This is a genomic window from Stenotrophomonas sp. T8, assembly GCF_051853085.1.
Taxonomy (GTDB): domain Bacteria; phylum Pseudomonadota; class Gammaproteobacteria; order Xanthomonadales; family Xanthomonadaceae; genus Stenotrophomonas; species Stenotrophomonas sepilia.
Window position 1 is genome coordinate 4,321,418 of the sequence record NZ_CP195329.1, and the last position, 23,800, is coordinate 4,345,217.

A 23,800-nucleotide genomic window follows, 5' to 3' on the forward strand; every position below is an offset into this window, starting at 1 on the left:
TCTGCAGGACCGTCACCTACACGGGCGATGGCCCCAGCGTAGCGGGGTTCGGGTAAGAAGTGAATACGAATTCAAAAATTGAAAATAGAATCAGAACATGGCCTATAAACGCTCTGCATTGATGGAAGAACGCCTGGCGGGCGCCCGTGAACGGATCCTGCTGGCCACCCGCGAGCTGGTCGCCACTGGCGGCTGGCGCAATGCCCCGGTGACGGCCGTGGCAACCCAGGCGGGGGTGTCCACCGGCCTGATCTACCGGCATTTCCCGTCCAAGGCGGAGCTGTTCGTGGAAGTCCTCAATGCCGCCGTGGCCCACGAGGTCGCGATCATGGAGCGGATCGCCAGTGGCCCGGAGGCGGCCAGCGAGCGGCTGCGGCTGGCGATCACCGCCTTCGTCCGCCGTGCCCTGGCCGGGCCGGGGCTCGCGCACGCCTTCATCGTCGAACCGGTCGACCCGGATGTGGAAGCCGAGCGCATGCGCGGTCGTCGCGCCTTCGGCGACGTGTTCCTGCGGCTGGTGGAGGAGGGCGTGGCGGCCGGTGAGCTGCCTGCGCAGGACGCGCATGTGGCCGCCGCCTGCCTGGTGGGTGCCTTCACCGAAGCGATGGTCGGCCCGACCGCACCCAGCCGCGAAGCGCACCGCGACGAAGAGGCGCTGGTGGATGCGATCTGCAGCTTCTGCCTGCGCGCGATCGGCGCCCCGGCAATCCGGTAGCGCCGGCCGCTGGCCGGCTTCTGCACGATCCATCTGGCAGGAGGGTGATGCCGGCCAGCGGCCGGCACTACCGGGTGGGCATGCTGCGCCGCATCAGCAGTGACGCCTGTTGTCGCACGCAAAGTGCGTTCTATACTCGGCCCATCACGCAGTCGCTCAGCCGTGGTCCAACGACTATCAGCCAGGGGTAACGAAGAGTGCGGAATTACGATCTGGAGTTCCTGAAACGCTTCTCCATGGTGATCGCGCTGCTGGCGACCATCACCCTCGGCCTCATTCTCCTTGCCGCCTACATCCACACCCGGATTCCGCCCGAGGTGTCGCCGACCGCGGCCAAACGCACCGAACAGCGCATCTCGCCCACCGGTGCAGTCTATGCCGGCAGCACCGGCGCCGCCGCGCAGGCTGCCGCCAAGGCCGCCGCGCTGGCCAAGGCCGCGTCGCAGGTGGCCTACGGCGGCACCAAGGATGGCAAGGTGATCTTCGACAACCTGTGCACCGCCTGCCACACCACCGGCGTGGGCATGGCACCGACGCTGGACCATTCGCACTGGGACAAGCGCATCGCGCAGGGCAAGGACACGCTCTACAAGCATGCCATCGAGGGCTATACCGGCCCCGACGGCGGCATCATGCCGCCCAAGGGCGGCAACCCGGCCCTGACCGAGGAGCAGATCCACGCCACCGTGGACTGGATGCTGGGCAACCTGAAATAGCCGCCGCAACGCGCCGCTTCCTGTAGAGCCGAGCCCGCGCTCGGCTGCTCTGCGCGCGGTGTGGCCAGGTGCAGCCGAGCATGGGCTCGGCTCTACGATCCCCCGGCTTTGCCCACCGAGGCCTGATCGCTCATATGCCCCCGCTGCGCAGGCGGCGTTTCGCATTTCAGGGTTAGTCTGTGCGCCTCTTCCATGGAGTCGCCCGTTGATGCGCCGCCGTTCCCTCGCCCTTGCCCTGTCCCTGCTGCTGCCGGCCGGCGCCTTTGCCCAGGCCCAGCCGCAGGCCGCACCGGTCGCGCCACCCTCCGCCGCGCGCAGCAGCGCCACCGTGGTGCTGACCGCCGCGCCGGCCGACTGGCGCGCGCTGGATGGCCAGCGGGTGCGCATTGCCGCACCGCTGACCCTGGCCGGTACCGACGGCCTGGAGCGCTTCGGCCAGCTCACCGTAGCCTTCGATGGTCGCCTCTGGCAGCCGACCGAAGTGGCCGCGCCGGGTACTGCCGGCTATGAGCAGGTGATGGCCGACAACCAGCGCCGCCGCCTGGTGCTGGAAGATGGCCGTGATGCCCGAGACCCCGCCAGCGTGGCGTACCTGCCGGGCAGCCCGGTGCTGCGCACCGGCATGCAGCTGCGTGACGTGCAGGGCATCGTGCGCATGGACGCGCAGGGCCATCCGCGCCTGCAGGTCGAAGGTGTGCTGAAACTGCCGGAACTCAAGCGCCCGGCAGTGCCGACGGTGCCGGGCAGCCTGCACGTGGCGGCCTTCAACCTGGAGAACTTCTTCAACGGTGACGGCCAGGGCGGCGGCTTCCCGACCCTGCGCGGCGCCCGCACGCTGGACGAGCACAAGGCGCAGGTGGCCAAGCTGGTCGCCACGGTCAACGCGCTGGGCGCCGACGTCGCCGCGCTGATGGAGCTGGAGAACGACGGCTACGGCCCGCAGTCGGCCATCGCCGAACTGGTCGATGCGCTCAACCGTGACCGCGGTGCGCAGGGCGACTGGCGCTTCGTCGATGCCGGCAACGGCCCCGGCGACAACCCGATCCGGGTCGGCATCATCTACCGCAGCTCACGCCTGCAGCCGGTCGGCACGCCGGCCACGTTGACCGGCGGCCCGTTCGTCGAGCACAGCCGCGTGCCGCTGGCGCAGGCCTTCCAGGGCAAGCAGGGCGCGCCGTTCGTTGTGGTGGCCAATCACTTCAAGTCGAAGGGCTGCCGCGACGCAAGCGGCGCCGACGCCGATCGCAACGACAACCAGGGCTGCTGGAACGCCACCCGCGTGGCCTCGGCGCAGCAGCTGCATGCCTGGCTGCAGACGGATCCGACCGGTACCGGTACAAAGGACGCGGTACTGCTCGGCGATTTCAATGCCTACGCGATGGAAGATCCGATCCGCACCCTGCACGACCTGGGCTGGCAGGACGCGTTCAAGGTCGCCAAGGCCGAGCATCCCTACAGCTACGTCTACAACGGCTACACCGGCCGCCTCGACCACGCGCTGCTGAGCCCGGGCATGGCCAGGCGCCTGCGCGGCGCCGCCGAATGGCACAGCAACGCCGATGAGCAGGACGCCAGCGGTTACCAGGGCCGCAACGTGCAGGGCCCGTGGCGCAGCTCCGACCACGACCCGCTGCTGCTGGGCTTCGACAGATAGGGTTCGCCGGGGATCTGCTCTGGGAGCGACCTTGATCGGCACGGATCCTGCTGTTGCTTTTTATCTTCCATTCCGCCTTCAAGCGAGCCGAGCATCGCAGGGTACCGGTGCACAGCACCGGCTCGCGGCTGGCGGCGCGTTTCTTTTGGTCACTTTTCTTTTCGCGCGAAAAGAAAAGTGACATCCCTCCGCGGGCGCGGAAATGGCACGCCGCGACCAATGCTCACCCCCAGGCGATCAAGCCGATCGCCAGCACCGCCAGCGCCAAACCGGCACGGTTCCACTTCGTGGTGGCCTCGCCGAAGGCAAACACGCCCATGAGTGCACCCAGCACCACCACGCCGATGTTCATGCCTGCGAACACGGTGGCCGGGTTGTCCGGCATCGACTGGTGCGCATGCACATAGAACAGGATGTTGCCGCCATTGAGCAGGCCCAGCAGCGCGCCTGCGCCCAGGTTTCGCCAGGCCAGCCGGCTGCGGCCACGCGCATGCCGCCACAGCTGCAGGGCCAGCATCAGCACGAAGGCTACGCTGAAGCTGGCCAGCACCGCCGCCATCGACGGCGTGCCCGACAGCGCCACCTGCTTGAGCAGCACGTCCACCACCGCAAACCCGGCCCATACCCCCAGCAGCCAGCCCCAGCCGCCGGGCGAGGACGCCACCGCCGGGCCACGCGGGCGCAGGCTGATCGCCACCATCGCCAGCAGGCCCAGGCCGAGCCCGGCAAGTTTCCACGGCGTCGCGGTCTGGCCGAAGAACAGGAAGGCGGCAGCCAGTGACAGCAGCAGCGACAGGCGCTGTGCCACATCGCTGCGCACGATGCCGGCCACCGCCACCGCGCGGCCCAGCACCAGGAAGATCGAGGGCAGCACCACCGCCAGCGCCAGCAAGGACAGCCACGGGGCATGTGGCGCGCGCAGCGCATCCAGCGGCGGCTGCAGCACCGCGGCGGTGAGCGTTGCCGCCACCAGATAGTTCCAGGTGACCATCTGCGCGACATCCAGCTGGCGGCGTCCAGCCACCTTCAACACCACCGAAACCAGCACGCTGCAGATCACGGCCAAAGACAGGTAGAGCATGGGGCGGGCACAGGGCAGGGGCGGGGGACGGTATCATGGTGCCATGCACAAGCCCTCGTTCCCCGTCGCCCCCGGCGAAACCGCCTGTCTCCAACTGGATGGCCCGGCCGGCCCGCTGGAAGTGGTCGTCGACCTGCCCAAGGCCGACGCGCCGGTGCAGCCGATCGTGGCCATCGTCTGCCATCCGCTGTCCACCGAAGGCGGTACCCTGCACAACAAGGTGGTCACCATGACCGCCACCACCCTGCGCGAGCTGGGCATCGCCACGGTGCGCTTCAACTTCCGCAGCGTCGGCGCTTCGGCCGGTACCTTCGATGGCGGCGTGGGCGAGCAGGATGACCTGAAGGCGGTCGCCGCCTGGGTGCGCAGCCAGCGCCCGCACGACCGGCTGTGGCTGGCCGGTTTCAGCTTCGGTTCGTTCGTTTCGCTGAAGGCCGCTGCCGCGCTGCAGCCGGAGGCGCTGATCTCGATCGCGCCACCGGCCGGCCGCTGGGACTTCGATGGCATCGTACCGCCGGCGCGCTGGCTGGTGATCCAGGGCGAGCAGGACGAGATCGTCGACCCGCAGGCTGTCTACCAGTGGCTGGACACGCTGGAGTTCCCGCATGAGCTGGTGCGCATGCCCGAGACCAGCCACTTCTTCCACCGCAAGCTGATCGACCTGCGCGGCGCGCTGACCCACGGCGTGAAGCACTGGCTGGGCGCGGCGGCATGAGTGCAACCGAGCTGACCCCGTCGCAGCGGTACGCGGAAGGGGTCGCCCGTGGTGACTGGCAGGACGACCCGGCCCAGCATGCAGCGCTGGCCGAGCTGGACCGCATCCACCTGGGCCTGCTGGACAGTGCCGAGGACGGTTGGCTGGACCGCCTGTCCGCGTTCTGGAAGAAGCCCGAGCCGGTGAAGGGCCTGTACTTCTGGGGCGGCGTCGGCCGCGGCAAGACCTTCCTGGTCGACCTGTTCTACGACGGGCTGCCGATCAAGCAGAAGTACCGCACGCATTTCCACCGCTTCATGCGCAGCGTCCATGAGCGCCTGCGCGAGCACCAGGGCCAGAGCGACCCGCTGGCGAAGATCGCCCAGGAATGGCGCAGCAACCTGCGCGTGCTGGTGCTGGACGAGTTCTTCGTCACCGACATCGGCGATGCGATGCTGCTGGCGCGGCTGCTGGAGCGCCTGTTCGCCGAGGGCGTGACCCTGGTCACCACCTCCAACACCGCAGTGGAGAACCTGTACCTCAACGGCCTGCAGCGTGAGAGCTTCCTGCCGGCCATCGGCCTGCTGCAGCGCTTCTGCGTGGAGCTGTACGCAGAAGGCACCGAGGACTACCGGATGCGCGCGCTGACCCGCTCGCCGGTGTACCGCGCCCCCTTGGCCGCCGACAGCGACTGGTTGGCCACGCGCTGGAGCGAACTGAGCGGCGGCCAACCGGCCAAGCCCGGCAACATCGAGATCGAGGGCCGCAAGATTCCGGTCCGCGGCCGCGGCAAGAGCATCGCCTGGTTCGATTTCGCCGCGCTGTGCGAGGGCCCGCGCGGGCCCTCGGACTACATCGAGATCGCGCACGAGTTCAACACGGTGCTGCTGGGCGGCATTCCCGCCTTCGATCGCCTGAACGAGGATGCCGCGCGCCGCTTCGTCAACCTGATCGACGAGTTGTACGACCGCCACGTCAACCTGGTCTGCACCGCCAGCACCTCGCCGGTCGAGCTGTACACCGGCCAGCGCCTGCAGGGCGCGTTCGAGCGCACCGCCTCGCGCCTGATCGAGATGCAGAGCGCCGAGTACCTGGGCACCCCGCACCGGGCGTGAGGGGGCCTGAGGGCGTGCGTTGCCGGCCAATGGCCGGCACGACCACCCCGGAATTCCGGTAGTGCCGGCCGCTGGCCGGCAATGATCGGGGGGAGGGCGCAACGGCGTTTCCCTGCGGCCACTCCTCCGGCCCGGCCGACACATGCGGCCTCGCGTCGCTGCCCGGCGGGTGATCCCGACGTCCACCGGATGCCCACCACCTATCCACAGGGTTGTCCCTAGCCAGTTTCATCACTGTCATGTGAAGCTGTCATTGTTCCGTTTCCGCGGTGCGTTGTGCCACCGCAGTGACGCCTTTCGGGCTTGACTGCGCAGCCCGTTCCGGCAGGTCTGAAGCGTCTGATCAGGGCGCCGATGGCACGATCCTTGCGGCGCAAGGGATTGCCGAATTTCACTACATTTGGCGTTGACGGACCCCATTACCCCCACTATCTTGTGGCCGTCGGTCGCCGCAACCCCACGGCTGGGGGTTGGCCGCAGTCTCCATTGGCGATCGTCAACGGCAGTGGCAGGCGCAGGGTCTCATCCCCTGCGACGCCGTACTGCCATCCTGGGCCGTCATGTCCCGGGCTGCGTCACCCCGATGCATCGAGCACCCCCAATCACGCCAAGAGGACATACGCCGTGAGCACCGAATCCAGCGCCACCATCGAGAAGGAAAGCGAATTCCTGTTGACGTCGCCGCCGACGGCCAACGCGATGAGTGTGACCAAGCGCAACGGGACCACCGAGCTGGTGGACCTGAACAAGATCGTGCGCGCGGTGCAGCGTTCCTCCGAAGGCCTGCACGCCGTTGACCCGATGCGCGTGGCCACCCGCACCATTTCCGGCCTGTACAACGGCGCCACCACCCGCGAGCTGGACGAACTGTCCATCCGCACCGCCGCCCTGCTGATCGGTGAAGAGCCCGAATACGGCCGCCTGGCTGCGCGCCTGCTGGCCAACTACATCGCCAAGGAAGTCTCGGGCCAGGAAATCTACGCCTTCTCGCAGTCGGTCAGCCGTGGCCATGAAGTCGGCCTGATCAACGACCGCCTGCTGAACTTCGTGCAGACCAATGCACGCAAGCTCAACGACGCCATCGACATCTCGCTGGATCTGAACTTCGATTACTTCGGCCTGCGTACCCTGTACGACCGTTACCTGCTGCGCCATCCGCACACCCGCAAGGTAATCGAGACCCCGCAGCAGTTCTTCCTGCGCATCGCCAGCGCGCTGAGCGAGGACGTGTCCGAGACCCTGGCGCTGTACAAGCGCATGGGCAACCTGGACTACCTGCCGTCCAGCCCGACCCTGTTCAACTCCGGCACCACCCACGAGCAGCTGTCCTCGTGCTTCCTGCTGGACTCGCCGCAGGACTCGCTGGAGTCGATCTATGCCAAGTACGGCGACATCGCCCAGCTGTCGAAGTTCTCCGGCGGCATCGGCGTCAGCTACACCCGCGTGCGTTCGCGTGGCTCGCTGATCAAGTCGACCAACGGCCACTCCAACGGCATCGTGCCGTGGCTGAAGACCATGGATTCGTCCGTGGCCGCGGTGAACCAGGGCGGCAAGCGCAAGGGCGCAGCCTGCGTGTACCTGGAAACCTGGCACGCCGACATCGAGGACTTCCTCGAACTGCGTGACAACACCGGTGACGAAGCCCGCCGTGCGCACAACCTGAACCTGGCCAACTGGGTGCCGGACCTGTTCATGAAGCGCGTCGAGGCCGACCAGGAATGGTCGCTGTTCGATCCGCGCGTCGTGCCGGAGTTCACCGACCTGTTTGGCGAAGCCTTCGAGGCTGCCTACCTGCAGGCCGAAGCCCAGGGCAAGGCCAGCCGCACCATCCCCGCGCGCAAGCTGTACGCCCGCATGATGCGTACGCTGGCCGAGACCGGCAACGGCTGGATGACCTTCAAGGACAAGTGCAACCGCGCCAGCAACCAGACCCTGCGTCCAGGCAACGTGATCCACCTGTCCAACCTGTGCACGGAAATCCTGGAAGTCACTTCCAACGATGAAACCGCAGTGTGCAACCTGGGTTCGATCAACCTGGGCAACCACTTCGACGAGCACAACGAGTTCGACTTCGACAAGCTGGCCGAGACCGTGCGCCTGGCCGTGCGCCAGCTCGACCGCGTCATCGACCTGAACTTCTACCCGATCGAAACCGCCCGCCGCGCCAACCTGCGCTGGCGTCCGGTCGGCCTGGGCTGCATGGGCCTGCAGGATGTGTTCTTCCGCAAGCGCCTGCCGTTCGACAGCGCCGAAGCCCGCGCGCTGTCGAAGAAGATCGCCGAAGCGATCTACTTCCACGCGCTGGAAACCTCCTGCGAGCTGGCCCAGGAACGCGGCAAGCACCCGTCGTTCAACGACACCCGTGCCGCCAGTGGCGAACTGCAGTTCGACGCCTGGAACGTGGTGCCGGAAGACACTGCGCGCTGGGATGCCCTGCGTGAGCGCATCAAGGAACACGGCCTGCGCAACTCGCTGATGATCGCGATCGCGCCGACCGCGACCATCGCCTCGATCGCCGGTTGCTACGAGTGCGTCGAGCCGCAGGTGTCCAACCTGTTCAAGCGCGAGACCCTGTCCGGTGACTTCCTGCAGGTCAACCGTTACCTGGTCAACGAGCTGAAGAAGCTGGGCCTGTGGACGCCGGAAATGCGCGATGCCATCAAGCTGGCCGAAGGCTCGATCGCCGGCGTGGCGCAGATCCCGGAAACGCTGCGCGAGGTCTACCGCACCGCGTGGGAACTGCCGATGCGTTCGCTGATCGACATGGCCGCCGAGCGTGGCGCCTTCATCGACCAGTCGGCCTCGCTCAACCTGTTCATGGAAAGCCCGAACATCGGCGCGATGTCCTCCATGTACATGTACGCCTGGAAGCAGGGCATCAAGACCACCTACTACCTGCGTTCGCGCCCGGCCACCAAGATCGCCAAGACGACGGTGAGTGCCGCCGCACCGGCCAAGGTGTTCAGCCCGGACGAAGCCATCGCCTGCTCGCTGGAAAACCCGGAAGCCTGCGAGGCCTGCCAGTAACACGCCGCGCGGTGGGTGCCGACCGTTGGTCGGCACTCGAACACCTCGCACCTGTAGAGCCGAGCCATGCTCGGCTGCAGCACGGAAACACCAAGGTAGCGCCGGGCCATGCCCGGCGTTTTGACCCGAGAATTCAAGGAAACACCCATGGCCGACAAGCCCAAGCAGATGCTGCTCGATCCCGGTTTTGAACTGACCCTGCGCCCGATGCGCTACCCGCAGTTCTATGACATGTACCGGAATGCGATCAAGAACACCTGGACGGTGGAAGAGATCAATTTCCAGATCGACATCACCGACCTGCACAGCAAGATGTCGCCGGGTGAGCGCCACCTGATCCACCGCCTGGTCGCGTTCTTCGCCACCGGCGATTCGATCGTGTCCAACAACCTGGTGCTGAACCTGTACCAGCACTTGAATGCGCCGGAAGCGCGCATGTACCTGTCGCGCCAGCTGTATGAAGAAGCACTGCACGTGCAGTTCTACCTGACCCTGCTCGACAACTACCTGCCGGATCCGGAAGAGCGCGCCAAGGCGTTCTCGGCGGTGGAGAACATCGACTCGATCAAGAAGAAGGCCGATTTCTGCTTCAAGTGGATCGACTCGATCCAGGACCTGACCCGCATCGAGACCCGCGAACAGCGTCGCCAGTTCCTGCTCAACCAGATCTGCTTCGCCGCCTGCATCGAAGGCCTGTTCTTCTTCGCTGCGTTCGCCTACGTGTACTACTTCCGTTCGCGCGGCCTGCTGCCGGGCCTGGCTTCGGGCACCAACTGGGTGTTCCGCGACGAAAGCGCGCACATGGAGTTCGCCTTCGAGTCGGTGCGCGTGGTGCGTGAGGAAGAGCCGGACCTGTTCGACGACGAGATGAAGCAGCAGGTCTACGACATGTTGGCCGAAGCCATCGAATGCGAAGTGCAGTTCGCCGAGGACGTGCTGTCCGGCGGCGTGGCCGGCATCTCGACCCGTGACATGCGCCAGTACCTGCAGCATTGTGCCGATCAGCACTTCGCCAAACTGGGCATGGAAAAGAAGTACAACGTGCGCAACCCGCTGCCGTTCATGGAACTGCAGGACGTGCAGGAACTGACCAACTTCTTCGAACGCCGCGTCTCGGCCTACCAGGTCGGCGTGCAGGGCGAAGTCGCCTTCGACATGAACTTCTGATCGAACCGGTCAGGCCTTTCGCAACGAAAAACCCCGGCCAATGCCGGGGTTTTTTGTTGCGCGCCTGGCTTTTGTAGAGTCGAGCCGTGCTCGACTGCTGTTCGCAAGAAAGTCGAGCATGGCTCCACTCTACAAAGCGCTAGCGCCGTCCTTCCACCGCCATGCGCACCGCCAGCCCGGCCAGCACCGTACCCATCAGCCAGCGCTGCACCCTCTGCCAGGTGGGGCGCGCGGCCAGGAAGCCGGCGATGCTGCCGGCGGTCAGCGCGATCAGGCCGTTCACGCTGACGCTGACCAGGATCTGGGTGCAGCCCAACACAATCGACTGCATCAGCACACTGCCTTCGCTGTCCGGATGCAGGAACTGCGGCAGCAGCGACAGGTACATCACCGCCACTTTCGGGTTCAGCAGATTGGTCAGCAAGCCCATCGTGAACAGTCTGCGCGGGCTGTCCTGCGGCAGCTCGCGCACCGCGAACGGCGAACGGCCGCCGGGCTTCAGCGCCTGCCACGCCAGGTAGAGCAGGTACAGCGCGCCACCGACGAGATCAGCCCGGCGAGCGGCCCTTGGCAGATCGAGCGCGAGATGACGTAGATCATGTTCGGCCCGGGCGTGAGCACCATGGCCAGCGAAACCAGCGCGAAGGCCAGCAGGTCGGAAAGTGCGGGCATGGGCGGTCCTGGCAGTGGGCGTGGCGCAGTGTAGCGCCGCCTGCACGGGGCCTGGCTTAAAATTGACGGACCCCACACCGAAGCACCCCCATGACCCCGATCCCCGAGACTGTGCCGCCCACTGAAGTGCGCATGGCCGAAATCGTCTTCCCCAACCACACCAACCACCTCGGCACCCTGTTCGGTGGCCAGGCATTGGCGTGGATGGACAAGGCCGCCTTCCTGGCCGCCGCCCGCTATTCGCGACGCACCGTGGTGACCGCGCGCAGCGACCAGGTCGACTTCAAGCTGCCGATCCGCATCGGCCAGATGGTGGAAACCATCGGCCGCATCGTCGAAGTCGGGCGCAGCTCGATGAAGGTCGAGGTGGAACTGGTCGCCGAGGACCTGCACAGCGGCGAGCGCAAGCTGTGTACCCGCGGCCACTTCGTGATGATCGCGCTGGACGAGGACGGCCACCCGATCGCGGTGCCGCCGCTGCCGGCCGCCTGAGCCGGCGCTTGCACGGGCGCTGCGGCGCCCCCATCTGGCAGCCATGACCTCGCCGCTGACCGACTTCATCGACCGCGCCCAGCGCCTGTTCGTGCTGACCGGTGCCGGTTGCAGCACCGCCTCGGGCATTCCCGACTATCGCGATACCGACGGCCAGTGGAAACGCACGCCGCCGGTGACCTACCAGGCGTTCATGGGCGAAGCGGGTACCCGCCAGCGCTACTGGGCGCGCAGCCTGCTGGGCTGGCCGCGCTTCGGCCTGGCCCGGCCCAACGGTACCCACCAGGCCCTGGCCGCACTGGAAAACAGCGGCAAGCTGCAGCTGCTGCTGACCCAGAACGTGGACGGCCTGCACCAGCGCGCCGGCAGCCACAAGGTGATCGACCTGCATGGCCGCCTGGACCGGGTGCGCTGCATGAGCTGTGAGCGCCGCAGTGGCCGCGAGGATTTCCAGCAGCGGCTGCTGGAGGCCAATCCGGGCTGGGATGTGCTGGAGGCCGGTATCGCGCCCGATGGCGATGCCGATCTGGAGACCGATTTCTCCACGTTCGTGGTGCCCGATTGTCCGTACTGCGGCGGCCTGCTGAAGCCGGATGTGGTGTTCTTCGGCGAGAACGTGCCGCGTGAACGGGTGGCGGCGGTGCACGATCACCTGCAGCAGGCCGACGCCGTGCTGGTGGTGGGCTCGTCGCTGATGGTCTATTCCGGCTTCCGCTTCGTGCAGGCGGCCGCGAAGGCAGGGTTGCCGGTAGCGGCGCTGAACCGAGGCCGCACCCGAGCCGACGACCTGCTGTTGTTCAAGGATGAGCGGGACTGCGCTGAAGCGCTGGCCACGTGGGCTGCGCGCTGAGCCGAGCACGGGCTCGGCTCTACAAGGGGCGAGGGCTTCTGTAGAGCCGGGCGCACGCTCGGCTGCTGCAGGTCACGCGAAACAGCGATCCATCCAGATGGTTGATCCGCGAGCCGCGCAGCGGTGCAATACGCACCCCCTACGTCGTTCATCACCGTCTTGAGCCAGCTGTTCTCGCCGATTTCGTTCGGCCCCCTGACCCTGTCCAACCGCATCGTCATCGCGCCGATGTGCCAGTACTCCGCCGAGGACGGCCGCGCCAGCGACTGGCACGCCATGCACCTGGGCAACCTGGCGCAGTCCGGTGCCGGCCTGCTGATCCTGGAAGCCACCGCCGTCGAACCGCGCGGCCGCATCAGCTGGGCCGACCTGGGCCTGTGGGACGATGGCACCGAGGCCGCGCTGGCACAGGTGCTGGCCAGCGTCCGCCGCTGGTCGCCGATGCCATTGGGCATCCAGCTCGGCCACGCCGGTCGCAAGGCCTCGGTGAAGCGCCCGTGGGACGGCGGCGGCCAGCTGCCGGCCGATGATGCGCGTGGCTGGGCCACGGTGGCGCCGTCGCCGCTGCCGTTCCATGCCGCCGATCCGGCACCGCAGGAACTGGACGAGGCCGGCATCGCCGAGGTGATCGCCGCCTTCGCCGCCAGTGCGGTGCGCGCCGAGCGCCTGGGCTTCGAGCTGATCGAGCTGCATGCCGCGCACGGCTACCTGCTGCACCAGTTCCTGTCGCCGCTGAGCAACCGCCGCACCGATGGCTATGGCGGCTCGCTGCCGAACCGCCTGCGCCTGCTCGTGGAAGTGTTCGACGCGGTGCGTGCGGCGGTATCGGACAGGATCGCCGTGGGCGTGCGCATTTCCGCCAGCGACTGGGTCGAGGGTGGCTGGGATCTGGTGCAGAGCGAAGCGCTGGCCCAGGTGCTGGATGCGCGCGGCTGCAACTTCCTGCACGTTTCCAGCGGTGGCCTGGACGAGCGCCAGAAGATCACCGTCGGTCCCGGCTACCAGGTGCCGTTCGCCGCGGCGATCAAGGCCAAGGTACGCATGCCGGTGATCGCGGTGGGCATGATCACCGAACCGGAGCAGGCCGAATCGATCCTGCGCCATCGCCACGCCGATGCGGTAGCGCTGGCACGCGGCATCCTCTACGACCCGCGCTGGCCGTGGCACGCTGCTGCCGCATTGCGCGACAGCGTGGAACCGGCGCCGCAGTACCTGCGCTGCGAGCCGCGCGAGGCGCGTGGCGTGTTCAAGGCGCGCTGAGGTTCACACCCGCCAGGCCGGCGCCATGCCGGCCTGCAGGTGCTCGAACAGCGCGCGGATCTTGGCGGTGAAATCGCGGCGGTCGCTGACGCAGAAGTAGACCTCCATCGGTTCCGGGCGCCACGCGGTGTCGGCGCCGAACACCGCCTGCAGGCGGCCATCGCGCAGGTACGGCTCGGCCACGAATGCGGCGAGCCGGGTGATGCCGGCACCGGTCGCCGCCAGCGTCGCCAGCGCATCGATGTCATCGCAGACCATGCTCGGTGGCAGCGTGGCGTCCACGCGCTGGCCGTCCTTCAGCAGACCCCAGCGCAGCGGTCGGCCATCGGTGGGGAAGCGGTGCAGCAGCCCGCGATGGCGACCCAGTTCGGCGGGTTCCTGCGGCGTGCCATGGGCCTGCAGGTAGGCTGGCGCGGCACAGAACACGAACGGCACGCGCGCCAGCTGCCGTGCGACGACGCCGTCTTCCAGCTGCGCGCCGATGCGGATGCTGGCATCCACCGCCTCTGGACCATGCTGCACGGCGCGGTCGGTCAGGCGCAGCTCCAGCTGCAGTTGCGGGTAGCGCTGCTGCAGTGACGGCAGCAGCGGTGCCAGCACGTGGCGGCCGAAGGCGCTGCTGCTGGCGATGCGCAGGGGCCCGGCCGGTTCGATATCACCGGCAGTGACCCTCGCCTGCGCGCGCGCCAGGTCGCCCTCGATATGGCGCACCTGCGCCAGGTACAGCGCGCCGGCCTCGCTGAGGGCGAGTTGGCGCGTACTCCGGTTCAGCAGCCTTACGCCCAGATGCGCCTCCAGCCGGTGGATGTTCTGGCCGACTGCGGTGGCGCTGATGCCAAGGATGCGGGCCGCAGCGGCAATGCTGCCGGTCTCTGCGGTGCGGGTGAAGCTGCGGATCAATTGCAACAGGTTCATGACCGGCCAGCTTGCCACGGGATCGGCCAAGTATCGCTTGGGACAGAACCAAGCCCTTCGCTTGCATCGGTGACCATCGCTCCGATCGACACCCTGCTGCCCTACACTGTGGCGATGCGCCCCGACTCCATCCTCACCCTGTCCTGCCCCGACCGTACCGGCATCGTCTACCGTGTGTCCGGCCTGTTGTTCGACCACGGCTGCAACATCCTCGACGCCCAGCAGTTCGGTGACGAGGTGAGCGGCCGCTTCTTCCTGCGCGTGCATTTCGACCGCGACGCCGGCCTGCCGCTGGAGACCGTGCATGCCGCGATGGCCAAACTTGCCGAAGGCTTCGGCATGGACTGGCAGCTGCATGACGGCCGCCGCCGGGCACGCCTGCTGGTGCTGGTCAGCAAGCAGGGGCATTGCCTCAACGACCTGCTGTTCCGCGCCCACAGCGGCCAGCTGAAGGTCGACATCGCGGCAGTGGCGTCCAACCACGCCGACTTCGCGCCATTGGCCGCGTCCTACCAGGTACCGTTCCACCACCTGCCAGTGACCGCCGATACGCGTGCGGTGCAGGAGCAGCAGATCATCGACCTGGTCGAGCGTGAGCGCATCGACCTGGTGGTGCTGGCGCGCTACATGCAGATCCTGTCACCCACGCTGTGCCGTGCGCTGGCCGGCCGTGCGATCAACATCCACCACAGCTTCCTGCCCAGCTTCAAGGGCGCGCAGCCCTATCACCAGGCGCACGCGCGCGGGGTCAAGATCATCGGTGCCACCGCGCACTACGTCACCGAGGATCTGGACGAAGGCCCGATCATCGAACAGGACGTGGCCCGCGTCGACCACGCCATGGCGCCGCGCGAGCTGGTGCGGCTGGGCAGCGACACCGAATCGCTGGTGCTGGCACGCGCGGTTCGCCGCCATGTGGAGCACCGCATCCTGCTCAATGGGCACCGCACGGTGGTGTTCCGGTAATCGCCCATCCCGCGTCCGCCGGGCATGGCCCGGCGCTACCACGGGTGCTATCCGGTAGTGCCGGCCGCTGGCCGGCAACTGCAGAGATCCCGAGGTTGCCGGCCAGCGGCCGGCACTACCGAATCCTGATTTCATCCAATGAAAAGCCCCCGGTTCGGCCGTCCCGCGATCTGTAGGGGGGCGTAGTTAGGGGGCTGGATGAATCGATTGTGTTGTTGTGGGCAGGAGCGCGCAAGCGGCATAAGCGACGTGCGCGGTAGCGCCGGGCCATGCCCGGCGGTCACGCCTCAGGCGATCGCGATCCCTGCCTTGCCCAGCGCTTCGCGCACCATCGCGTCGTTGGCCTCGGTCACCGGCCGGGTCAGGTCCCACAGGAACTTCACCCGGAAGCCGGATTTCACCGCGTCCTGCGCGCTCCACAGCACGCAGTAGTCGCGGGCCAGACCGCACACGTGCACCTCGCGGATGCGGCGCTCATGCAGCCAGCCGGCCAGGCCGGTGGCCGGGCGCTCGCCATCGGGGCCGTGGTTCTCGCGGAAGGCGCTGTACGAGTCCACCTGTGGGCGGGTGCCCTTGCGCAGGATCAGGTCGGCCACGGTCCAGTCCACGCCCGGGTGCAGGTCGGCACCCGCGCTGCCCTGCACGCAGTGGTCCGGCCACAGGGTCTGCGGCTGCGCGTGCAGCAGGATGGTTTCGAACGGTCGCTTGCCGGGGTGCTGGCTGGCGAACGAGGCGTGGTCGGCCGGGTGCCAGTCCTGAGTCGCCACCACGGTGCGGTAGCGACGCTGTGCCAACAGATCGCCAATCGGTGTTACCAGCGCATCGCCCTGGTCGCAGGCCAGCGCACCGCCGGGCATGAAGTCCGGCTGCAGGTCGATCACCAGCAGGGCGACATCGGCGGGCAGGGCGGTCATGGCAGTTCCGGTACAACAGAAGGGGCGACCAGCGTGGCCGCCCCATGCCTGCACGTCAATCGCTCTGCGGCGTCTCAGCGTCCTGCCCGTAGTACAGCAGGCCGATCTTGATCCGTTCGCGCCCGTTCTCGCGGCGGTGGCGGTTGGCATCGCGCAGCGAGTACACGCAGCCGCAGTACTCCTGCTGGTAGAACTGCTCGCGCTTGCTGATCTCGATCATGCGGCTGGCACCGCCGCCCTTGCGCCAGTTGTAGTCCCAGTACTGCAGGCCTTCATAGCGCGACGCCGCACGGATGCCGCAGTCGTTGATCTGCGCCATGTTCTTCCAGCGCGAGATGCCCAGCGACGAACTGATGGTGTCGTAGCCGTGCTCGTGCGCGTACAGCGCGGTGCGTTCGAAACGCATGTCGAAGCACATCGTGCAGCGGATGCCGCGCTCGGGCTCGTTCTCCATGCCACGCGCACGGCTGAACCAGTTGTCGGTGTCGTAGTCGCAGTCGATGAATGGAATGCCGTGCTGCTCGGCGAAGCGGATGTTCTCCTGCTTGCGCAGCTCGTACTCCTTCACCGGGTGGATGTTGGGGTTGTAGAAGAAGATCGCGTAGTCGATCCCGGAAGCGGTGATCGCCTCCATCACTTCGCCCGAGCACGGCGCGCAGCACGAATGCAGCAGCAGGCGTTTGCCATCGGCGGGCAGGGTCAGGGTGGGGCGTTGGAACTCGGTCATCGTGGCGTGCGTCAGGGCGTGGGAGCGGTCTGGCCGGTTACCGTGAACAGGACGCGCGCGGCCACGCCGCCTGCACATGCAGGCTGGTGATGGCCCCGGCACCCTCCCCGCGGAGAGTCCAGGTCGAATCAGGGGACGGTCGTGTCCCCCGGCCGTGGCCGGTATTCGGGCTGATGGACACGGGCCGCAGCCCACCTACTCCCTGCCGCTTCCCAGGCGCGAGCCCAGTGCTGTTGGCAGGATTCGTTTCCATTCACCGCTGCGGGGCAGCTCCGGAATGGGCGCACGAAGCGCCTTCACCGGATTCCCGTTTAACTCCCTGCCGCCATCCAGCCACGGCAGGGATACCTTCGGCGTGTGCAAGGTGGACCTGTTGGCTGCAGGGGTCAAGGCCCGGGGTCGGATCCCCGTTGCCCCGCAACGGGCCCTGCCCCCCGCAAATGCCTTCAGCGCCCCGCTGCGGCCCGGGCCCGGATGTCGTCCAGCCGCTGGTCGTGCAGCAGGCGCCCGTTCTCCCACACGGTCACCATTGCATCCTCGAAGCCGGTCGGCAGCGCCTCGTCACCGCTGGGAGGCAACGCCACCGTGTGCAGGCTGCCGTCATCCAGGCGCCGCAGCAGGCGCATGCGGCCACGCTTGCTGGTCTTGCCGGCATCGGTGACCGGATCCTTGTAGACGTCGATCCACGCACCCTCGACCCGTGCTGCCGAGCACTTCAGCGCGAACTTCTGGGTGTCGCGGTCCAGCCGCTGCAACAGCGCGCCGCCCATGCCGAAGGCCACGTTGTCGGCCGAATAGCCGTCGCCGGTGATGCGCTGCAGGATGGCGCGGATCGTATCCGGGTTGATGCCATCGCCCTGGATCACCCGCACGTGGTTGAGTACGCGGTAGCCCTTGCCGTTGAGGGTGTGGCCGAACGCTTCATCCAGCCGGCGCAGGCTTTCGGCCACCACGTCCACCGGGTCACCCGAGTCGGGGCGGATGACCAGGGTGGCGCCCGAAGCGATCACTTCATCACGCAGCGTCGTGCCCCAGTGCTCACTGATCGCGCGGTAGATGTCATAGCTGTCCGACACCACTGCCACGATCGCGCCCGGCTTGCCGAACTGGCGCAGCATGTTGCGGTAGGCGTCCACTTCGCGCTCGCGGCCCCAGCTGGTGATGGTGCTGTGCTCGGCGGCAGGAATCGAATAACCGGCCATTGGCGCGTGATAGTGCGCGCGGGCCAGGCACAGGGCCGATACAGTGTCGGTGCCGAGGAAGTTGACCAGGTGTGCGGCACCGCCCAGCGCGGCCGATTCCAGGCTCGATACACCGCGGGCGCCGAAGTCGTGCAGCTTGAACGGCAGCTGCCCCTGCGGATCGTCGCTGGTCTGCTGCAGGAACGCAGCAATGGTCTGCCGTGCATGCCAGCTGATGGTGGCCACGGTGACCGGGTACCACACGCGCAGCAGCAGCGTTTCCAGGTACGACGGCACCCAGAATGCAGCCGGGTCGGTCGACTCGACGGTCATCAGTGCCTGGTGGGTGGGTACCACGCTGCCCTCGGGCACGGCACGGATGCGCACCGGCAGGTGGCCGCCGAGCCGATCGACGATATCGCGCCAGCCGGCTTCGTTGAACGGCTCGCCATGGGCGGCGAATACCGCAGCAGCGTCGTCGATGTCAGCGTGGGTGACCGGTCGTGCCAGGGCGTCCTTGAGGATCGCCTGCAGGCCGAAGAACACCGTGCGATCGTGCAGGCCGCCACGTGATTCCACGTAGAAGAACGTGGCATCGGTACCCGGCGGGTACTGCAGCCAATGGCTGGCCTTGTAGCTGTCGGTGTTGAGGAGAAGGTTATCGAGGTAGTGCATGACGGAAGCTCCTTCGCGTCGAGTGACACCAGCGGTCTATCCGCCGGTGGGGAGAACCGGGCAGGTCAGCCGCGGCCGAGGAAATACTCCAGGATGTGCAGGTGGTCTTCGAACAATTGCGGGCCCATGTCCAACGCCTCACTCACCGGTATCCAGCGCGCCTTGTCGGCGTCGTCGCCACCGCGCACCGGCGGCAGGTCACCGGCCGGGAATTCGAAGTGGAAACCGTGGGTGATGGTGCGGCCGCGCTGGCTGCGGTCGGGGTGGTCGAATACCTGCTGGCCCTTCAGCGAACCCTTCAGCACCGGCAGCGGAATCTTAAGGCGGGTTTCCTCGCGCAGTTCGCGCAGGCAACTGTCCAGCAGGCTCTGCTCCTGGCCAACGAAACCGCCGGGCAGCGCCCACAGGCCCTTGCCGGGCTCCGAACGGCGCCGTACCAGCAGCACGTGGCCCGAATGCACCACCACCGCATCGGTGGTGACGAAGGTGGGCGCGTAGGGCGCATCCTTCCAGGCGGCCTTGTACTGTTCGATGAAGCGGTACTCGGCCACCAGCTGGGCATACGCAGGCGCGCTTTTGCGGAACGCTTCGAGCATGTCGTACACCGGCGCCGGCACATTGCCACGCAGCATCAGCAGCGCGCCGTGGAAGTCGACGTCGCCGGCTTCGAACAGGTAGCGCCGCAGCTCGGTGGCCGACAGGGTGGCGGTGTGCTGCACGTCCACCAGCGGCCATTGCGGGAACTCCCGCAGGTAGTAGCTGGAGGCATCCTTGTCCATGCCGATCAGGCCCACCTTTGCATCGGCGGCGGCACCGTCGTTGCGCAGGGCGTCGGCCACCTGGCGCTGCACATTGGCGATCCACTGTGCTTCGTTGTACAGGTGGTCACGCAGCGGGCGGATCAGCAGGCGGTCGGTGTGGCCATCGAGGGCGGCCTGGATCATCACGGCGCGTTCGGCCACGGTCCAGGGATTGCGGAGGCTGCGGGGGGTATCGGCAGAGCCGACCAGGAAGATCAGCTTGCGGGCCCGGCTCAGGGCCAGGCGGGCAACGGCGGCGTGGCCGTTGTGGAAGGGCTCGAATCGCCCGATGAAGACGAGATAGTCGAATTCCATGAGAATCCCTCATGTCGTTGTGGCAGCCGCGGGTCTGTCCCTTGGCTTGCTGCAGATGCTACGCCGATGGTGGAGCCGGTCAAGCCTGCAGGCCTGCCATCTGCTGAACGCCGCAGATTCCTGCCCGGACTGCGGTGGTGTTCTCAGGCCCTGAGAAGCCGCTGCGCCATACTGGCATCCACGCGGCGGACGGTAGGCTCGGGGGCAAGACGGTGGCGGACAAGTACTGCGATCTGGTCATGAAAGGCGGCATCACCAGCGGCATCGTGTACCCCAACGCGGTACTGGCGCTGGCACGCGAGTATCGGTTCAAGAGCATCGGCGGCACCTCTGCCGGCGCCATCGCTGCGGCGGTGGCGGCTGCGGCGGCATACGGTGATCGGCGCCAGCAGGCCGGCGAGCACCTGCCCGGTGATGCCGGTTATGGCGGGCTGTCGGCGGTGTCGGCGCAGTTGTCGCGGCGGGGGTTCATCTACAGCCTGTTCCAACCGGCGCGGGGCGCGCGTGCGGCCTATCGGCTGCTGGTGGTGCTGACCGGCAATGCCAGCTTGCCGCACAAACTGCTGTGCCTGGCGGTGGCGGTATTCGAGATCGCGCCGCTGGAAGTGCTGGTGTCGCTGGCGCTGCTGCTCGGTCTGGGCGGGTGGGGCGGCGGTTGGAGCGGCGTGGCCGCGACGCTGCTGCCGTCGCTGCTCTGCGCCTACGGTGCAGGCGTGGCCGGAGCCGCGCTGCGCGTGGCGCGCGTGGCCCGGCGCAACCTGCTGGGCCTGTGCAGTGGCCTCGGTCGCGATGCACGTAAACCGGCATTGACCGAGTGGCTGCATGAATGCCTGCAGCAGTTGTCCGGCAAGCCGCTGGATGCACCGCTGACCTTTGCCGACCTGCATGACGCGCCGCGCTATGCCGGCGAGCCGGACAGCCCGCATGCGATCAGCCTGCAGATGATCACCACCTGCGTATCGCACAACGAACCACGCACACTGCCGCTGGGCGGCGCGCAGTTCTGGTTCCTGCGCGAGGAGTTCGAGCAGTTGTTCCCCGCCAGCGTGGTGCAGTGGCTGGTGACGCAGGCCGGCCCGCCGCTGGAGGTGGAAGGGCGCCGGTACTACCACCTGCCGCAGGGTCCGAAGCTGCCGGTGCTGGTGGCCACGCGCATGAGCCTGAGCTTCCCGTTGCTGATCAGCGCGGTGCCGCTGCATGAGCCCTCGCGCCGCGAACGCCGCTGCGAACCCACTGCACCTGCCGCCGATCAGGAACACAACGTGGCCGACAGCATGGAAGGGCTGACCAGCGCCGGGCAGACCTGCGGCCCGGTGATTACCGCGTTCCGCATCTGCTGGTTCTCCGATGGTGGCATCAGCAGCAACTTCCCGATCCATCTGTTTGATGCCGCGCTACCGCGCTGGCCGACCTTCGCCATCAACCTGGTCTACCCGCAGCATGCCGAGGACGTGGGCCGTGGCAGTGATGGCCGACAGGCGCTGGAACGTGCCGTGTTCCTGCCCACCGAAAACCGCCACGGTTGGCAACGGCATTACCAGTCCATTGCCACGCCGCTCGCCGCAGCCGAGCTGGGGCGCTTCCTGTTCGCAGTCGTGGCGACCATGCAGAACTGGCGTGACCTGCTGCAGGCACGCGCGCCGGGTTACCGCGACCGTATCGTGCACGTCAGCCTGCAGGGCGACGAAGGCGGCATGAACCTGGACATGCCGCAGGAGGTGCTGACCCGCATCGCCGACAAGGGCAGCCTGGCGGGCGCGCGCTTCTGTTCGTTCTCGTTCGGGAACCACTACTGGATCCGCTGGCGCAACCTGGCCTCGGCCTATCAGCGCTACACGCTGGAAGTGGCGCGTACCGACGACCCGGCGCAGCAGGTGCTGGCCTATCGCGCGGCGTACTCGATGGTTGCCCGTGGCGAGCCGGCACCGCCGTCGTACAAGCTCGGCTCGGAAGACAAACGTCGCGGCTCGCAGCAGCTGTGGGCGCAGATGGTCGAGCAGGGCCGCACGTGGGAAGACCTTGGCCCGGACCTGACCGACGGCGCACCGCGCCCGCTGCCGCAGATGAAGGTCACGCCGATCTACTGACCCGGTAGTAGATCCACGCCATGCGTGGATGAACGTCCATCGAAATCGAATATTTCGAACATTCATCGAAGAGCATCCACGCATGGCGTGGATCTACCGCGTCGACCAAGGTCGACACCTACCAGAGCAATACGTCGTTCCGACAGATGGAAGGAAACTGTCGAAGGCGGGGTGGTGTCGGATTGCGGGGTGTCCGCGGCATGGATGCCGCGGCCAAGCCCCCAGGGTGAAGTGACCCCCGGGAGTTGGACATCAGATCCAACCCCGAGGGATACATGAACAGATACGACGCGCGTTTCAAACTGCAGGTCGCCAAAGAGGCCTGCAAGACCTCCACATCGGTCAAAGCCGTTGCTCGTCGCTACGGCCTGGAGTTCTCCACGGTCAGGCGCTGGGTGGCGACCTATCGGCTGCATGGTTGGCGCGGGTTTCGCCGCCAGGCCCAGTCCTATGACCTCGCATTCAAGCTGGCTGTCCTGAAGAAGATGGGCCAGGACGGCATGTCCGGGCGGGAGGCCACCACTTACTTTCAAATTGGCGATGCCGGCGCGGTGGGTCGGTGGCGTCGCCTGTATGCTCAAGGCGGTGCCCAAGCGCTGGCACCACCTCCGCCGCCGCCCCGAAAGCCGATGAAAAAGACCCGTTCGTCCAAGCCACCTGAGGAAATGAGCCGCGATGAGCTGCTCAAGGAAGTTGCCTATCTGCGTGCGGAGACCGACTACCTAAAAAAACTCGATGCCTTGATCCGGGAAGAGCAGGCGGCGCAGGACGCAAAGCGCAAGCCATCCAAGGATTGAGGCAGGTTCATACGCTGTCGCTTCTGCTCGAAGCGGCAGAGCTGTCACGCAGTACGTTCTATTACCAGAACCATGTCCTGGCCCATCCGGATCAGGATGAGGCAGCCCTGTGCGAGCGCATCCGGGCAATCTACGATCAAAGCCAAGGGCGCTATGGGTATCGCACGGTGACGCTGGAACTGGCCAATCAGGGCCATCGGTCCAATCACAAGCGGGTACAGCGCCTGATGGGGGAGATGGGCCTGAAATCACGGGTACGCGTGAAGCGCTACCGGTCCTTCAAAGGGGCCGCCAATGTTGTGGTTGGCAATGACCTCAATCGCCAGTTCCATGCCGAGCGGCCCAACCAGAAGTGGGTGACTGACGTCACCGAGTTCAAGGTGCAAGGCATGAAGCTGTACCTGTCGCCGATCATGGACCTCTACAACGGTGAAATCGTGGCTTATCAGATCAAGCGCCAGCCTGTGTTCGATCTGGTAGGTCAGATGCTGGAGGAGGCCATCAAGAAGCTTTCGCCGGATGAGCGGCCAATGATCCACTCCGACCAGGGCTGGCAGTACCAGCATGAGAACTACCGGCACATGCTGGAAAAGCACTCGTTGAAGCAAAGCATGTCCCGACGTGGCAACTGCTTGGACAATGCGGCAATGGAAAGCTTCTTCGGGACGCTGAAGTCGGAGTTCTTCTACCTGAACAGCTTTGACAGCATCGAAAGCCTGGAGGCCGGGCTGGTGGAGTACATCAAGTACTACAACCAAGAGCGAATCAGATTGAAATTGAAGGGGCTAAGCCCGGTAAAGTACCGGGAACAGGCCCAAGCAGCCGCCTGACCCCACCGTCCAAGTCTCGGGGGTCACTTCATGGACGGGTTCACGGCGTCCCCGCAATCCGACACCGCCCCGCAATCCCACGGAATGCCAGCTTTTGCTGTTGCTTCGGCTTCGGCTTCGGCTTCGGCAGGTGCAGGGCGCAGCCCTGCC

General features: G+C 66.8%; 19 protein-coding genes, 1 pseudogene and 1 riboswitch. Of the genes and pseudogenes, 13 read left to right on the forward strand and 7 right to left on the reverse strand.

Going from position 1 to position 23,800, the window contains the following annotated elements; all coding sequences use genetic code 11:
- Positions 1-97 precede the first annotated feature (97 nt).
- The 3 genes from ACSDHM_RS19920 (at position 98) to ACSDHM_RS19930 (ending at position 3,085) form a co-directional block, all read left to right on the forward strand.
- Positions 98-715: a TetR/AcrR family transcriptional regulator gene (locus ACSDHM_RS19920; RefSeq protein ID WP_439426524.1), complete on the forward strand. Its 618-nt coding sequence runs from the start codon at positions 98-100 to the stop codon at positions 713-715.
- A 197-nt stretch (positions 716-912) separates the two neighbouring features.
- Positions 913-1,431, forward strand: a complete 519-nt coding sequence (locus ACSDHM_RS19925) for a c-type cytochrome (protein ID WP_005407662.1) — start codon at positions 913-915, stop codon at positions 1,429-1,431.
- A 208-nt stretch (positions 1,432-1,639) separates the two neighbouring features.
- Complete coding sequence (locus ACSDHM_RS19930; protein WP_088496131.1) at positions 1,640-3,085, forward strand: ExeM/NucH family extracellular endonuclease; 1,446 nt, start codon at positions 1,640-1,642, stop codon at positions 3,083-3,085.
- Positions 3,086-3,308: 223 nt separating this feature from the next.
- Here the strand turns inward: ACSDHM_RS19930 and ACSDHM_RS19935 are convergent, their stop codons facing one another.
- Positions 3,309-4,166, reverse strand: coding sequence for an EamA family transporter (locus ACSDHM_RS19935; protein ID WP_439426525.1), 858 nt, complete (start codon positions 4,164-4,166; stop codon positions 3,309-3,311).
- Positions 4,167-4,209: 43 nt separating this feature from the next.
- Here ACSDHM_RS19935 and ACSDHM_RS19940 point away from each other — a divergent pair, with 43 nt between their 5' ends.
- From ACSDHM_RS19940 to ACSDHM_RS19955, 4 genes are all read left to right on the forward strand, one after another.
- Entirely contained in the window at positions 4,210-4,881 is a 672-nt protein-coding gene (locus tag ACSDHM_RS19940; protein WP_088496854.1) for an alpha/beta hydrolase, read from the forward strand.
- Positions 4,878-5,975: a cell division protein ZapE gene (gene zapE, locus ACSDHM_RS19945; protein WP_439426526.1), complete on the forward strand. Its 1,098-nt coding sequence runs from the start codon at positions 4,878-4,880 to the stop codon at positions 5,973-5,975. The genes ACSDHM_RS19940 and zapE overlap by 4 nt, the downstream gene beginning before the upstream one ends.
- Positions 5,976-6,599: 624 nt before the next feature.
- Entirely contained in the window at positions 6,600-9,002 is a 2,403-nt protein-coding gene (locus tag ACSDHM_RS19950; protein WP_072167310.1) for a ribonucleoside-diphosphate reductase subunit alpha, read from the forward strand.
- Between the two features lie 147 nt (positions 9,003-9,149).
- Positions 9,150-10,169 carry a ribonucleotide-diphosphate reductase subunit beta gene (locus tag ACSDHM_RS19955; protein WP_005420683.1) on the forward strand — a complete coding sequence of 340 codons (1,020 nt, stop codon included), beginning with the start codon at positions 9,150-9,152 and terminating at the stop codon, positions 10,167-10,169.
- Between the two features lie 139 nt (positions 10,170-10,308).
- On the opposite strand, the pseudogene ACSDHM_RS19960 reads toward ACSDHM_RS19955, so the two are convergent.
- Positions 10,309-10,841 (reverse strand): annotated as a pseudogene (locus ACSDHM_RS19960) (LysE family translocator).
- Between the two features lie 90 nt (positions 10,842-10,931).
- Between ACSDHM_RS19960 and ACSDHM_RS19965 the strand changes: the two are divergent.
- The 3 genes from ACSDHM_RS19965 to ACSDHM_RS19975 all read left to right on the forward strand — a co-directional run bounded on the left by ACSDHM_RS19965 (position 10,932) and on the right by ACSDHM_RS19975 (position 13,443).
- Positions 10,932-11,333 (forward strand): acyl-CoA thioesterase, encoded by a 402-nt coding sequence (locus ACSDHM_RS19965; RefSeq protein ID WP_021203756.1) that lies wholly within the window; start codon positions 10,932-10,934, stop codon positions 11,331-11,333.
- Positions 11,334-11,376: 43 nt separating this feature from the next.
- On the forward strand, positions 11,377-12,183 hold the full coding sequence (locus ACSDHM_RS19970; RefSeq protein ID WP_151355051.1) for an NAD-dependent protein deacetylase: 807 nt from the start codon (positions 11,377-11,379) through the stop codon (positions 12,181-12,183).
- Positions 12,184-12,342: 159 nt separating this feature from the next.
- The gene (locus ACSDHM_RS19975) at positions 12,343-13,443 is read left to right on the forward strand and encodes an NADH:flavin oxidoreductase/NADH oxidase (protein ID WP_072167307.1); all 1,101 of its coding nucleotides are present in this window, start codon (positions 12,343-12,345) and stop codon (positions 13,441-13,443) included.
- A 3-nt stretch (positions 13,444-13,446) separates the two neighbouring features.
- Here the strand turns inward: ACSDHM_RS19975 and ACSDHM_RS19980 are convergent, their stop codons facing one another.
- Entirely contained in the window at positions 13,447-14,358 is a 912-nt protein-coding gene (locus tag ACSDHM_RS19980) for a LysR family transcriptional regulator (RefSeq protein WP_252744936.1), read from the reverse strand.
- 114 nt (positions 14,359-14,472) lie between these two features.
- Here ACSDHM_RS19980 and purU point away from each other — a divergent pair, with 114 nt between their 5' ends.
- Positions 14,473-15,324, forward strand: a complete 852-nt coding sequence (purU, locus tag ACSDHM_RS19985) for a formyltetrahydrofolate deformylase (RefSeq protein ID WP_439426990.1) — start codon at positions 14,473-14,475, stop codon at positions 15,322-15,324.
- A gap of 287 nt (positions 15,325-15,611) precedes the next feature.
- Here the strand turns inward: purU and pncA are convergent, their stop codons facing one another.
- The 4 genes from pncA to ACSDHM_RS20005 all read right to left on the reverse strand — a co-directional run bounded on the left by pncA (position 15,612) and on the right by ACSDHM_RS20005 (position 19,936).
- Positions 15,612-16,238, reverse strand: coding sequence for a bifunctional nicotinamidase/pyrazinamidase (gene pncA, locus ACSDHM_RS19990; protein ID WP_072167306.1), 627 nt, complete (start codon positions 16,236-16,238; stop codon positions 15,612-15,614).
- Between the two features lie 55 nt (positions 16,239-16,293).
- Complete coding sequence (locus tag ACSDHM_RS19995; RefSeq protein WP_088496980.1) at positions 16,294-16,965, reverse strand: epoxyqueuosine reductase QueH; 672 nt, start codon at positions 16,963-16,965, stop codon at positions 16,294-16,296.
- Between the two features lie 139 nt (positions 16,966-17,104).
- Positions 17,105-17,318, reverse strand: a riboswitch (cobalamin riboswitch).
- A gap of 93 nt (positions 17,319-17,411) precedes the next feature.
- Entirely contained in the window at positions 17,412-18,821 is a 1,410-nt protein-coding gene (locus tag ACSDHM_RS20000) for a nicotinate phosphoribosyltransferase (RefSeq protein WP_072167305.1), read from the reverse strand.
- Between the two features lie 65 nt (positions 18,822-18,886).
- The gene (locus tag ACSDHM_RS20005) at positions 18,887-19,936 is read right to left on the reverse strand and encodes a bifunctional nicotinamide-nucleotide adenylyltransferase/Nudix hydroxylase (RefSeq protein WP_065178416.1); all 1,050 of its coding nucleotides are present in this window, start codon (positions 19,934-19,936) and stop codon (positions 18,887-18,889) included.
- Between the two features lie 239 nt (positions 19,937-20,175).
- Between ACSDHM_RS20005 and ACSDHM_RS20010 the strand changes: the two genes are divergently transcribed.
- Both ACSDHM_RS20010 and ACSDHM_RS20015 read left to right on the forward strand, forming a co-directional pair.
- Positions 20,176-22,023 (forward strand): patatin-like phospholipase family protein, encoded by a 1,848-nt coding sequence (locus tag ACSDHM_RS20010; RefSeq protein WP_065178417.1) that lies wholly within the window; start codon positions 20,176-20,178, stop codon positions 22,021-22,023.
- A 275-nt stretch (positions 22,024-22,298) separates the two neighbouring features.
- Positions 22,299-23,650 (forward strand): IS3 family transposase gene (locus tag ACSDHM_RS20015; protein WP_439426307.1). Its coding sequence is split into 2 segments (ribosomal slippage): positions 22,299-22,746 and positions 22,746-23,650, totalling 1,353 coding nucleotides; the frame shifts between segments, so codons are not numbered across the junction.
- The last annotated feature ends 150 nt before the right edge of the window (positions 23,651-23,800 follow it).